This window comes from Paenibacillus sp. EPM92 (assembly GCF_016586185.1).
In the GTDB taxonomy this organism is placed as follows: domain Bacteria; phylum Bacillota; class Bacilli; order Paenibacillales; family NBRC-103111; genus Paenibacillus_G; species Paenibacillus_G validus.
Genome location: NZ_BCPS01000023.1, coordinates 44,019 through 57,078, shown reverse-complemented (window position 1 = coordinate 57,078; position 13,060 = coordinate 44,019). Strand labels below are relative to the sequence as shown.

At 58.6% G+C, this 13,060-nt stretch carries 11 protein-coding genes; 8 read left to right on the top strand and 3 right to left on the bottom strand.

From position 1 onward, the window contains the following. The first annotated feature begins 311 nt into the window (after positions 1-311). From JMF85_RS03920 to JMF85_RS03910, 3 genes are read left to right on the top strand one after another with little or no spacing between them, the layout of a single operon-like run. Entirely contained in the window at positions 312-791 is a 480-nt protein-coding gene (locus tag JMF85_RS03920) for a MarR family winged helix-turn-helix transcriptional regulator (protein WP_201317785.1), read from the top strand. Between the two features lie 34 nt (positions 792-825). Beyond that, on the top strand, positions 826-2,556 hold the full coding sequence (locus tag JMF85_RS03915) for an ABC transporter ATP-binding protein (RefSeq protein WP_201317784.1): 1,731 nt from the start codon (positions 826-828) through the stop codon (positions 2,554-2,556). A gap of 59 nt (positions 2,557-2,615) precedes the next feature. Next, positions 2,616-4,490, top strand: a complete 1,875-nt coding sequence (locus JMF85_RS03910) for an ABC transporter ATP-binding protein (protein WP_201317812.1) — start codon at positions 2,616-2,618, stop codon at positions 4,488-4,490. A gap of 102 nt (positions 4,491-4,592) precedes the next feature. Here the strand turns inward: JMF85_RS03910 and JMF85_RS03905 are convergent, their stop codons facing one another. Next, complete coding sequence (locus JMF85_RS03905; protein WP_201317783.1) at positions 4,593-5,528, bottom strand: RNA polymerase sigma-70 factor; 936 nt, start codon at positions 5,526-5,528, stop codon at positions 4,593-4,595. Positions 5,529-5,598: 70 nt separating this feature from the next. Further along, positions 5,599-6,903 carry a phytoene desaturase family protein gene (locus tag JMF85_RS03900; RefSeq protein ID WP_280531807.1) on the bottom strand — a complete coding sequence of 435 codons (1,305 nt, stop codon included), beginning with the start codon at positions 6,901-6,903 and terminating at the stop codon, positions 5,599-5,601. A 380-nt stretch (positions 6,904-7,283) separates the two neighbouring features. Here JMF85_RS03900 and JMF85_RS03895 point away from each other — a divergent pair, with 380 nt between their 5' ends. Then, entirely contained in the window at positions 7,284-7,457 is a 174-nt protein-coding gene (locus tag JMF85_RS03895; RefSeq protein ID WP_164751724.1) for a hypothetical protein, read from the top strand. A gap of 103 nt (positions 7,458-7,560) precedes the next feature. Here the strand turns inward: JMF85_RS03895 and JMF85_RS03890 are convergent, their stop codons facing one another. Then, the gene (locus JMF85_RS03890) at positions 7,561-8,925 is read right to left on the bottom strand and encodes an MFS transporter (protein ID WP_201317782.1); all 1,365 of its coding nucleotides are present in this window, start codon (positions 8,923-8,925) and stop codon (positions 7,561-7,563) included. Positions 8,926-9,109: 184 nt separating this feature from the next. Between JMF85_RS03890 and JMF85_RS03885 the strand changes: the two genes are divergently transcribed. The 4 genes from JMF85_RS03885 to JMF85_RS03870 all read left to right on the top strand — a co-directional run bounded on the left by JMF85_RS03885 (position 9,110) and on the right by JMF85_RS03870 (position 12,903). Continuing rightward, positions 9,110-9,565: a MarR family winged helix-turn-helix transcriptional regulator gene (locus JMF85_RS03885; RefSeq protein WP_127605173.1), complete on the top strand. Its 456-nt coding sequence runs from the start codon at positions 9,110-9,112 to the stop codon at positions 9,563-9,565. A 136-nt stretch (positions 9,566-9,701) separates the two neighbouring features. Further along, positions 9,702-10,922, top strand: a complete 1,221-nt coding sequence (locus tag JMF85_RS03880; protein ID WP_054799756.1) for a multidrug effflux MFS transporter — start codon at positions 9,702-9,704, stop codon at positions 10,920-10,922. Positions 10,923-11,275: 353 nt separating this feature from the next. Continuing rightward, on the top strand, positions 11,276-11,695 hold the full coding sequence (locus JMF85_RS03875; RefSeq protein ID WP_054797213.1) for a helical membrane plugin domain-containing protein: 420 nt from the start codon (positions 11,276-11,278) through the stop codon (positions 11,693-11,695). 29 nt (positions 11,696-11,724) lie between these two features. After that, positions 11,725-12,903, top strand: coding sequence for an NAD(P)/FAD-dependent oxidoreductase (locus JMF85_RS03870; RefSeq protein ID WP_127605171.1), 1,179 nt, complete (start codon positions 11,725-11,727; stop codon positions 12,901-12,903). The last annotated feature ends 157 nt before the right edge of the window (positions 12,904-13,060 follow it).

Here is a 13,060-nt window from a genome sequence, read left to right as displayed (position 1 = left end):
GCGGTTCGCTTACATAAAGTTAGCTGGAATAAGATGTGCCTTATGGCGGGAAGAGCAGGAATACGGCTATTCAGAAGAATGAGCGGAACGGGCAAGGGATGCGGACATGCCGCATACTGCTTGCTGATCGCGGTATCGGACGCCGGGGCCGTACGGCGGTTTGGAGCGGCATCGGATGCTGCCCGGCGTGCTTCCTGCCGCTTCCGATGCCCATCGCGGAATTGCGTTGACAGTAAATAATTAATATCTATATAATTAGGTTATCTAACTAAATATTTCGGTTATTAAGAGGCGAAAAGAGGCTGTTGCGATTGACTACTGAATACACCACTTCCCATGAGCTCATCCGCGCCTTCCGTCAGCTGCGGCATATGAACTGGAGCGGCCGGCGACCGGCCGAAGGCTGTACGCGAAGCGAAACGATGCTGCTGTTTGCCATTCGCCGGGGGATGTCGGCCGGCTCGCCCGGCTTGAAGATGTCGGAGATCAGCGGCATTCTGCGCGTTTCTTTGCCGACCGTCACACAGACGGTTAACTTGCTCGTAGCCAGAGGGCTGCTGGAGCGAGGTACCGATCCGGACGATCGAAGAGCTGTGCGCATTCGGCTGACTGAAGCCGGAAGACGGGAAACCGGGCAGGCGGAAGAAGCGATGCTGGAGGGAATGAAGGGACTGATCGACCACTTGGGCCACGAACGCAGCTTACAGCTCATCGAATTGCTCGACGATGTTGCCGCATACTACCGTGCGCAGGCCGCCGAACCGCCGCCGGAGCGGGAGACGGATTCCTGAAGAATCGGATTCGAAGGAAAGTGAAGGTGAACCTATGATTAAACTGCTTCGTTTTCTAAGGCCTTATCGCCGGCAGGTTGGGCTCGTGCTGCTGCTCGTGTTCCTGCAATCGATCGCGGAGCTGTATTTGCCTACCCTGATGGCCGACATCGTCGACCGCGGCGTCGTTCAAGGCGACACGCCTTATATTTGGCGCATCGGCGGGTTGATGCTGCTGGTCGCCGCCTGCGGCGCTTTGTGCTCGGTCGGGGCGAGTCTGTGGTCCGCGAAGTCGGCGAGCGGGTTTGCCCGCGATTTGCGCAGCCGGCTGTTCGGGCATGTGGAGCGATTCTCGTTAAGCGAATTCGATCGGCTCGGCACGGCGTCGCTCATTACCCGGACGACGAACGATATTACGCAATTGAACCAGGTGCTGACGATCATGATGCGCGTGATGGTCATGGCCCCGATGATGTGTATCGGCGGCATCGTGATGGCGGTGTCGAAGGACGCTGCGCTGGCGATGGTTATCATCTCCGTCGTGCCTGTGCTGGCCGGATTCATTTTCCTTGTCTTCCGCAAGGGCGGTCCGCTCTTCAAAGCGGTGCAGACGAAGCTGGATAAGCTGAGCCTTGTGCTGCGGGAGCATCTTACCGGCATCCGTGTGATCCGTTCGTTCAACCGGATCGGTCACGAACAGGAGCGGTTCGACCGGGCCAATCGCGATTTGACGAATACGGCGATTCAAGTGAACCGCATTATGGCGTTCATGATGCCGGTGATGATGCTGGTGCTTAATTTCGCCGGCATTGCGATTATCTGGTTCGGCGGTATTCGGATCGATGCCGGACATATGCAGATAGGCGATCTTATCGCCTTCATCCAATATGCGTGGCAAATCATGTTCTCGCTCGTCTTCGCTTCGATGATGTTCATCATGATTCCGAGAGCGTCCGCTTCGGCGGCCCGGATCAACGAGGTGCTGAGCATGATGCCTGACATCCGGGATGCTGATGGAGGGAAGCGGAGTGCGGGCTCGGCAAGACCGTCCGTCGAATTCCGGAATGTATCGTTCCGCTATCCGGGCGCGGAGATGCAGGCGCTCTCGAACATCTCCTTCGCGACGCACGCCGGCGAAGTGACAGCGATTATCGGCGGCACCGGTTCGGGCAAGTCGACGCTTGTGCACCTCATCCCGCGCTTCTATGACGTGGAGGAAGGGCAGGTGCTCGTCGGCGGCATCGACGTGCGCGAGCTGACGCAGGAAAGCTTGCGGGCGCAGATCGGCCTTGTGCCGCAGAAGGCGCTGCTGTTTACCGGTACGATTGCCGATAACATCCGCTTCGGCAAGGAGCAGGCGACGGACGAAGAGGTTCGCCGAGCCGCCGAAATTGCGCAGGCGTTCGAGTTCATCCGGGGCATGAAGGACGGCTATGATTCGCCCATCTCGCAAGGGGGGGCCAACGTATCCGGCGGGCAAAAGCAGCGGCTCTCCATCGCGCGGGCGCTTGTGCGTAAACCCGGCATCTATGTGTTCGACGACAGCTTCTCGGCGCTCGATTTCAAGACCGATGCGAAGCTGCGCGAAGCCCTGCGGGCGGAAACCGCGGATGCGTGCGTCATTCTTGTCGCACAGCGGGTGAGCACGGTCATTGACGCCGACCGGATTATCGTTCTCGACGAAGGCAGAATCGTCGGGATGGGTACGCACCGCGAGCTGCTGCAGACGTCGGACGTGTACCGGGAAATTGTAGCTTCGCAGCTATCGGAGGAGGAGATCGCATGAGTGAGCGTCCGCACGAACGTTCTCAAGGAGGCGCCGGCGGTTCAGGCGGAGCCGGCGGCATGGGCGGCAGACCCGGCGGTCCCGCTCAGGGCTTCGGCTTCGGTCCCGGACGCGGCGGCCCCGGCATGGGCATGCCCGTGCAAAAGGCCAGAAACTTCAAGGGCACGCTGCGCCGGCTGATCGGTTATCTCAAGCCGCATCGCACGGCGCTCATGGTCGTCTTCCTCACAGCGGTGCTGAGCACCGTATTTTCCATCGTCAGCCCGAAAATTTTGGGCGACGCGACGACCAAGCTGTTCGAAGGCATGATGGCGAAGATGAAGGGTGTGCCTGGCGCAGGCATCGACTTCGGGTTTATCGGCAGCCTGCTCCTGCTGCTGGCCGGTCTTTATGTGGTCAGTACGCTATTCAGCTACATTCAGCAATATGTGATGGCAGGCATCTCGCAGAAGGTCGTGTACGATCTGCGTGCCGAGGTCAATCGGAAGCTGGCCCGTCTGCCGCTTAAATATTTCGATTCGCACACCCACGGCGAAACGTTAAGCCGTGTCGTCAACGACGTCGATACGATCAGCTCGACACTGCAGCAAAGCTTGACCCAGCTGATCACCTCGGTCGTAACGCTCGTCGGCGTCGTGGTGATGATGCTGACGATCAGCCCGCTGATGACGCTGATCGTCGTCGTGACGCTGCCGCTCAGCTTTATGGTGATCCGGCTGGTGACACCGCGTTCGCAGAAGCATTTCCGCGGGATGCAGCAGTCGCTTGGCGAGCTGAACGGACATGTGGAGGAAATGTACACCGGACACCCGATCGTGAAAGCGTTCGGTCAAGAGCGCAAGTCGATCGCACAGTTCGATGCGGTCAACGACCGCTTGTATGAAGCGGGCTGGCGCGCGCAGTTTATTTCGGGCACAATCATGCCGCTGATGAACTTTATCGGCAACATCGGCTATGTGCTCGTCTGCGTCGCGGGCGGGCTCCTCGTCATGCGGGGCTCGATTCGGATCGGGGACGTGCAGGCGTTTATCTCGTATTCGAAGCAGTTCTCGATGCCGATTACCCAGACGGCGCAAATCGCCAACATCATCCAGTCGACGATTGCTGCGGCGGAACGCGTGTTCGAGCTGCTCGACGAGCCGGAAGAGGTGGCGGAGGCAGCTGGCGGCAGCGTCGCCCAGGCGAAGGGCCGCGTCCGATTCGAGCACGTGAAGTTCGGCTACAAGGACGATGCGCCGCTGATCGCGGACATGAATATCGATGTGCGGTCCGGGCAAACGGTAGCCATCGTCGGGCCGACGGGCGCCGGCAAAACGACGCTCATCAACCTTCTGATGCGCTTCTACGAATTGAACGGCGGACGCATTACGATTGACGGCGTCGACATCACGCAGATGCAGCGCAGCGAGCTTCGCGGGCTGTTCGGTATGGTGCTGCAGGATACTTGGCTGTTCAACGGCACGATCCGCGACAATATCGCCTACGGCCGTTCCGGAGCGACGGATGAGGAGGTCGTGCAAGCGGCGAAAGCGGCCTATGCGGACCACTTCATCCGCACGCTGCCGGACGGTTACGACACCGTGCTGAATGAGGAAGCGTCGAACATCTCGCAAGGCCAGAAGCAGCTGCTGACCATCGCGCGGGCGATTCTCGCCGATCCGGCGATCCTCCTCCTCGATGAGGCGACGAGCAGTGTCGATTCGCGGACGGAGATTCACATTCAGCGAGCGATGAACGAGCTGATGCAGGGGCGCACGAGCTTCGTCATCGCCCACCGTTTGTCGACGATTCGGCATGCCGACCTGATCCTCGTCATGAACCAGGGCTCGGTCATCGAGCAGGGTACGCACGAGGAGCTGTTGGCGCAGCGCGGCTTCTATGCCGAGCTGTACGAGAGCCAGTTCAGCGGACGCATGCGGAAGGAAGTCGGGTAGAAGGCCGGGAAGGCCGCTAGGTCGGCCGGCCGGAGCAGTCGTCTATAACATTTAACCCCCGTCGGACTTGGGTCCAATGGGGGTTTTTTGGCTGCGCACGCTTCACTTCACATGCTTCAGCTTCTCCGGATTGACTACGATATAGATCGCTTCGATCCGTTCGTTCTCGGCGTGGAACGAGAAGACGTTCAACGGCCGCCCGTGGACGTAGGTGACGATACCGGTATACCCGTTGACGACGGCGAAGCGATAGGAGAAGCCGTCCTGCACCTTCTCAAGAAGGCCTGCCAGGAAGCGGGAGATGCGCTCCGCTCCCAAGATCGGGCGAACCGCGGCGGTGACTTTGCCGCCTCCGTCCGAGTAGAGCGCGGCGTCCTCGGACAGGAGACGCAGCAGCTTCGCCATATCGCCGCTGGCGAGCGCCGACACGAACTGCTCCACCAGGCCGCCGGCTGCAGACCCCGCGGCCGGAGTGTGCAGTTGAACGCCGGAGCCCGTAGAGGGCGGGTCCCCGGCGGCCGGCGCCGCATGCGTACCAAGGCTGCGTTTGGCCCGATGAAAAATTTGCCGGCAGTTTGTGCCGCTCTTGCCGACGATCTCGCCGATCTCGTCGTACTCGTACTGCAGCACCTCGCGCAGCAGGAAGACGGCCCGCTCGACCCAAGAGAGCTGCTGAAGCAGCAGCAAATAAGCGGTGGAGACGGACTCCTTCTGTACATAGTGGCGGGACGGGTCGCCTAAGCCGGAGCCGGAACCGTCCTCCTCCGCAACAAGCGGCTCCGGCAGCCAAGGCCCTACGTACACTTCGCGCTGCTTGCTTGCCGAACGGAGCAAATCGATGCAGCGGTTGGTGACGATTTTGCACAAATACGCCTTCGGATGGCGCACATGCTCGGGCAAGGCTCCGTTCAAGGAAAGAAAAGCTTCCTGGACGATATCCTCGGCATCCATGACGCGGCCAAGCATCCGATAGGCCAGGGAAAATAACAAAGGCTTGTAGGCGGCATACAATTGCTCGGTCGTGTGCTTAGGTTCCATAGCTAACACCCTTCCTCTTCCATAGCTTCGCCGCCTACCGCCTCCTGGAAGCAAGCGCCGCGCCAGTTCGTTATATGGTTATAGCGTGATTCGCCGTCGCGGCGAGGTCCTTCAGCAACCGCAAGGCCGCTCGTCTGGCACTGGCAGCCGCCGCATCGGCGAGCATTTCGCCATGGCTCGCCCAGTCTCCGGCTACATACAGTCCGCGCACCTCCGATACGGCTGGACCGGGCTGCGAATCCTGGCGGCCGATATGCATATAGTCGTGCACGACCGTGATGTTCGGCAAATATTGGCGGGCGACCACCTCTTGCTGCCAACCGGGGTGCAGCAGATCCATCGTCTGCTCCAGCGCCCGTTCATCGGCTTGCGGATGGCTGTCACCGCTGCCGATGTATTTGATCAGATGCATGACCAGCGTGCCGTTATGGCTCAGCTTCGCCACCCGCGAATGATGCGAGAAGAAGATCGGCTGATCCAGCCCGATGGCAAAATGCCGGTCCGCCACGGGCAGCCGATTCAGCCCGAGATCGAGGCAGGCGGCTGAGGCTGGTCGCGCGTCATTCTTCCAGCGCCGCAGCGCCGTCCGTTCGGCGGCCTCGCCGAGCAGCCGATACGTATCAGCAGGGGAGCCGGTTGCGATCACATTCGGCGTGCAGACGAGCTCGCCGTCCGTGCATTGAAGGCCCCGAACGACGCCGTTCTCTTGCAAAAGGCCGGTCACGTTCTTGTTATTCAGCACCGTGACCCCGGCGCGAACGGCCAGATCGTGAAGCTGATCGACCACCCGCTGCCACCCTCCGTTGAGGTACAGGACGCCGCTTTTTAGAGACCGCTGCACTTGCCGAAGCACGGGACCGACGGATTGGCGGTCAGGGTCTTGCACGTAGGTGGAAGTCCGGCAAAGCGCATAGAACAAATGCCGCACCATAGGGTCGCGAATCTCCCGCTCGGCCCAGTCCCGCAAGGCGATGTTCGGAAGGGCGTGAGTCTCGAGCTTGCCGAGCTTTAACATGAAGCGGCCCAATTCGATTTTGCCCGGCCACGAGAGAAGCTTGGAGGCGAGCAGCGAGGCAGGATCGCCCGGCAACGTCGTTAGGCGTCCACGCCAGAGAGCCAATCCTTTGGCCGGCGGCGAACCGCCTTCAAGCTTGACCCCCAGCTCCTGCAGGATTTGATACGCTTCGCCGCCGGGGTAAAGCGCATGGCCGCCAAGGTTGAAAATGGCCCCGTTCTTGCGGGTCGACACGGCCCGGCCGCCGACGCGGCTGGACTTCTCCAACAAGATGACCGACTTTTTGGCCCTCGCCAGATCGATTGCTGCGATGAGACCCGCCAAACCGCCGCCGATAACAGCTGCATCATACATTTTCATAGGAATCCCCTCCGTTTGTTCGGTTTCAAGCATAGGACGGAGAGGAGGAGCAATCTGTGACAGCAAGCGAAAAAAGTTGGGCGAAGGCCGGTCGTTATGGGCAAGATCGTATAGGGCCTAACTTCCACATGTCGACGGAATATTCCTGCCGGGCTGGGCACGGGTAGAACGATTTTCTTGCCTGAGATACCGGCGGAGGGCCTCCCGGCCTGGGCGGGCTCAATACGCAGCCTGATGAACGTGATGATTTCCGGCCTTATGGGCAACAATACCTCCCGTAAAGGAAGTATGGGCCCAGGCTATCCTGCGGTTTGCAGGTTAGGCAGGGAGCATACAGCTTTACGGAGCAGTTGACACAGTCCAAAAGGAGTGAAGGGCGAATGACGGATCGTAAACCGAAGGGTCACGTCGAGTTTAATCAGTCTCCGGCCAAGCTTGCAGCCGACCTGCCGGGAGACGGCGAGATGCGGGAGCACTTGGAAGAAACGATGCAGAACGACGGGTATCCGGGAAGCTGTGCCGTCATCAACACCGGGCAGCAGCAAGAACAATAACATCGCCCTCGGTTAAGCAAGGCGATCCCCATGAAGCGGACATCCGGAATAACGGATGGTTTCGCTTTATGGGGATTTTTCATGAGCATACCAGCCGCATGGATCACTCGGAGGCGGCAAGCGGCGCTGCTGCCAGTTTACGGCGACCGGCGCGCACGTATTGAACGGACAGCAGCAAAGAGAGAACTGCACCAGCGAGCATGACCCAGAAGACGGCTGCATAGGCGGCCTCCAGCGGCCGCGCCGCTTGCCAAACCAGCGAGGCGCTCGTCAGGGCTACGCCGAGCGCGCCGCCGAAAAATTGCGCGAGCTGCGACAGCCCCATCCCCCCGCCAATCTCGCTTTTGTCCAAAATGCGCGACATCTCGTTGGATACGCTGGAGCCGATGGCCGAGACCGACACGCTCATGAAGAGATAGGCGGCACCGATGAAATAGGCCGACTGCGTGGACAGCAGGACGAACCCGGCAGCGGATAGCAGCAGCAGGACATGCGCGCTTACCATGACGGGAGCGTTGCCCAGACGGTCGATCCAGCGTCCGATCTGCGGAGACAGGAGAGCGGTTAAGATGGCCCCGGGAAAGATGAGCAGCCCGGTGACGGAAGAGCTTTTGCCGAATAAGTGGGTAAGGATGACCGGCATCAGGAATAAGGTGGAGAAGTGCAGTACATAGGAGACAAAACTGATGGCGATCAAGCTCATGTATTTAGGTTTACGTAATAAGGCGGGCTGAACGAACGCGTGCTCGACGCGCTGAATGCGCACCCAGAACGCGAAGAGCGCAGCAAGGCCAAGCGCCAGAGGCAGCCATTGATGTCCGGTCAAGTACAGGAGCAGCCCCGTTGCACCGACCCCGATGAAGAGCGCGCCCCACCCGTCAAATCGAACGGGGGCCGCAGCTTGCTTGGGCAGATGGCGCAGGAAGACGGGAAGCGCCAGAAGGACGAGCGCCGTCACTGCGAACAGCGAGGAATAGCCGATGTATTGCGTCAGTATCCCGCCGACGATCGGTCCGAAGCCAAAGCCGAACGAAGCGGCGGAGACGATGCCCGACATCGAGCGTCCGCGCCGTTCGACCGGAATGTAACGCGTCACGAGCACGATGCCGAGACCGGGCGCCGATGCGGCGCCGACGGCCTGCAGCAGGCGGGCGGCCATCAGCATGTAGTAATTCGTCGCCAGCATGCCGACGATCGACGCTCCACCGAGCAGGAGCAAGCCGAGCGTCAGCAGCGTCCGAATCGGGATGAAGTCCGAGAGGCGGCTGTAGGTGATGGAGGATATGGCAAACAAAATGGAGTATCCCGTGACGATCCACGAAGCGCTGGTAGCCGTTAAATGCAGGGCTTGAGCGACCGTCGGCAGCGCGACATTAAACATCGTTGTATTCATGACGACCAACATGACCGTGATGCTCCAAAGCGGGATGATCAGAGATTCTCGAAATGAAGGATTGAATCGTTCCATACAGGCACAGCCTCCTTGAGCCAACTGAAATTGTTTTATAAAAATACTATTCTTGTGAAAGTATTTTTGGTAAAATATAACTTGCTTGCGTCTCGTTGTCAATGCCGCGCGCTGAAACTTTTTCCTTTCCTGACGGTTTCATGTAAGATGGAATATATTCGAACCGTTCTGAGGTGAAGCATCCATGCCTTCTCAATCTATAAACCGCTTGTGGCGAAGTCTTCTTGATTTGGATCGCGGGCTGAAGCAGACGCTGTGCTTGTTAAGTCAGGAAGCGGAAGTTCCCGCGTCCGCCGTGGCGCTCGTTTTTAAGCTGGAACACGAAGACTCGCTGAAGGTTAACGACGTTGCCACCGTACTTGGCATTACGATCGGCGCGGCTTCCAATCTTATCGATAAACTGGAGGAGAAGCAGTGGGTCGAACGCGTACGTTCCGAGGAGGATCGGCGTATCATGTACGTGCGGTTAACCGGGCTGGGGATGGAGCAGCTGCTGCGGTGGAGGGAGCATTTTGCCGAGCATGCGGATCTGATTTTTGCGAAGGTGCCGGAATCGGAAATTGCGCAATTCGACGATAAAATTCAGCGGCTCAGCCAATATTTAAGCGCCTACAACGTGGAGCTGGAGAAGAAGCGTTAGCGGTTGCGGTTACGGAAACTTCGCACCCCGGTTTCTTATACGCCAATTTTCCGCCGGAAAATTCGCCAACCGCTCAGATGGCGCACGGCTGTTCCGTTATTAGGTTTACTGTCCGGAATTAAGGAGGCATTCATTCATGAAATCATCTGCGGCTATTCAAGCGCCCGCCCGGTCCAGGCGCATCTGGATCGCTTTTGTGCTGGGCATTTTGTCGGCTTTCGGTCCGTTATCGCTCGATATGTACCTGCCGGCGCTGCCCATGCTTGAAGGCGACCTGCACACGAGCACCTCGATGGCGCAGCTAAGCCTTACCTCTTGTCTGCTCGGGCTGTCGCTCGGACAGCTGCTTGCCGGGCCGCTCAGCGACGTGCGCGGCAGACGGGGGCCGCTTCTGGCGGGGCTGCTCTTGTACACCGTAGCTTCGTTGCTGTGCATGTTCAGCACGTCGGCCTGGGCGTTCGTCGCGCTGCGTTTCATTCAAGGCGCGGCCGGCTCGGCGGGTATCGTCATCTCGCGGGCGGTGGCCCGGGACCTCTATGCGGGGACGGAGCTGACGAAGTTTTTCGCGCTGCTGATGCTGGTGAACGGTGCGGCTCCGATCCTGGCTCCGATTATGGGAGGTCAGCTCCTGCAGTTCACGTCGTGGCGCGGCGTGTTCCTCGTGCTGTCGCTTATCGGGGTGCTCGTATTCATCGCCGTCCTCTTCGCGCTGCCGGAAACCTTGAAGCCCGAGCACCGGTCGCAAGGCGGTATTGCGCAATCGCTGTCGACGATGCGCGCGATAGCGAAGGACCGGCTGTTTATGGGCTATGCGCTTTCGCAAGGGCTTGTGACCGCGGCCATGTTCGCTTATATCGCCGGATCGCCCTTCGTCCTTCAGAATGCGTTCGGCGTCTCGGAGCAAACGTTCAGCTTCATATTCGCCATAAACGGACTTGGCATCATTATTGCCAGCCAAGTCACAGGGAAACTAGCCGGTAAAATCAAGGAAACGACGCTGCTCGTCAGCGGACTCGTGCTCGCCGCACTCGGCGGGATTATCCTGCTCGTCGGCCTTATCGCCGGAGCGGGGCTGGCCGCCGTGCTGCCGCCGCTGTTCATCGTCGTCTCGTGCGTCGGCATCGTCGGAACGGCGTCGTTCCCGCTGGCGATGCGCAATCAGGCGAAGTCGGCGGGGACGGCCTCAGCCCTGCTCGGCGTGCTGTCGTTCATCTTCGGCGGATTGGTGGCGCCGCTGGTCGGTCTGGGCGGCAGCGAAGCGACTGTCCCGATGGGGATTGTCATTGCCGCCGCGAACGTCAGCGCGATTGTGCTGTACGCGGTCATGATCGGCCGCAAGCGTTCGGTAAACGCGTAAGGTTTGAAGTGCGGTCGCGGCTGAGTCCAGGGAGCGAAGCAGCGGCCGCGCTGTTTTTTCAAAAAGGAATCGGCTGCTTGAAATTAGTGTTAACAGAATGTTCACAATTGTAGGAAATTGGCTTTTCAAAGATGAAGGGAATGGTCGTATAATAGAGTCCATATAGCGTTCCCTTTCAGGCACTGCCTTATTCTCAAGCATGTGAAAAATGTTACAATTGGATGGTCATGGATCTTCATGGACGATAAGCTTGTCAGAGAGACGGCTTGAAGAAGACGAACCTCCCATCGCTCGAAAAGAACAGGCAGCCGGCACAAGGGACATCTATGCAAAGTATAGGAGGACGTTTACTTATGTCACAAACAACGCAAACGATCTCGCGCGAATCACTCGATGTACTCGATCAATTGATGAAGCCCGAGGTCCAACAGTCGCTTACGGTGTTGGTCGACAACCTGCCGAAGCTGGCCGAAATGGTAACCCTTTTAACGAAAACGTACGATTTGGTGCAAAATGTGGCCACCGACCGCGTCCTGATCGACGATCTGAAGGGCGGCATGGAAGAATTCGTGAAGCCGATCCAAGAGAAAGTTAAGAGCGTAGCCGCGACGGCGATTGAAGCAAGCGACCGTGCGCAAGCGGAAACGGCGACTATCGGCTTGTTCGGTCTGCTTAAAATGCTGAAGGATCCGCAAGTGCAGAAGATGTTCCGTTTTGCCCAAGCGTTCCTGGAAGTATCGGCAGAGCGTCAGCAAAATCAGCGTCAATCTTAAGAAGCATCAATACCGGACGGAGGATAACTATGTCGAAGCAAATTTTGATTCTAGGCGGCGGATACGGCGGGTTGTTAACCGCGCTGACGGCGCGTAAATATATGACGGCGGAAGAAGCGACTATCACGGTCGTGAACCGATTCCCTTCTCACCAAATTATTACCGAGCTGCACCGTTTGGCTGCAGGCAACTTGAGCGAGCAAGCTGTAGCGCTTCCGCTCGAGAAGCTGCTTCGCGGTAAAAACATCGATCTGCGCATCGATACGGTCGAAACGATCGGACTCGACGAGAAGCGCGTGCTTCTGAAAAGCGGTAAAACCTACGAGTATGACACGCTTGTCATCGCGCTCGGCAGTGAAACGGCGTTCTTCGGCATTCCTGGCCTGCAGGAGCACAGCTTCACGCTGAAATCCGTTAACGACGCGAACCGTCTGCGTGCGCACGTTGAAGCGCGGGTTGAAGCTTACAAGCAATCGAAGAACAAAGCGGACGTTACGTTCGTCGTAGGCGGCGGCGGCTTGACCGGCATCGAGCTGGTCGGCGAATTTGCCGATATGCTGCCGGGTCTGTGTAAGAAGAAAGGCGTCGATTTCAACGACGTTTCGTTGTACTGCGTAGAAGCGGCCCCTTCGATTCTGATGGGCTTTGCGCCTGAATTGATCGAGCGCGCCCAAACAAGCTTGCAAAAGCGCGGCGTGCAGTTCCTGACCGGCGTGGCGATTACAGAAATGACGGAGACGTCCGTTTCGTTGAAAGACGGCAGCGTCATCGAGACAAGCACGCTCGTATGGACGGGTGGCGTTCAAGGTAATTCGGTTGTCGCAAACTGCGGCATCGAAGTGAACCGCGGCCGCGCAACCGTGACCGAATCGCTCCAATCGACGTCGCATCCGGACGTATTCGTGGCCGGCGACAGCGCGGTTGTCATGGGCAAAGAAGGCCGTCCATACCCGCCGACAGCGCAATTGGCTTGGCAAATGGGCGAAACGATCGGTTACAACATCTTCGCGTCGTATAATGGCGCGCCGATGCAGTCGTTCGAGCCGGTATTCTCCGGAACGCTCGCGAGCCTTGGCCGCAAAGACGGAATCGGCACAATCGGCGGCAACCAAACGAAATTGAAAGGCTTGCCGGCGACGTTGATGAAAGAAGCGAGCAACGTGCGTTACTTGTCGCACATCAACGGACTGTTCACCTTGGCGTACTAAAATCATCGATCAGGCAGGCCCTGCTTCTCTGCATATAGAGAAGCGGGGCCTTTCTCTGTTTAAAGGAACGTTAAGAGAACAGGGGATGAGCGACACCGGCAGAAAGGATGTTCGGGATGTTTGGGTAACTTATCAATTTCAGACAAAACGATGTCAA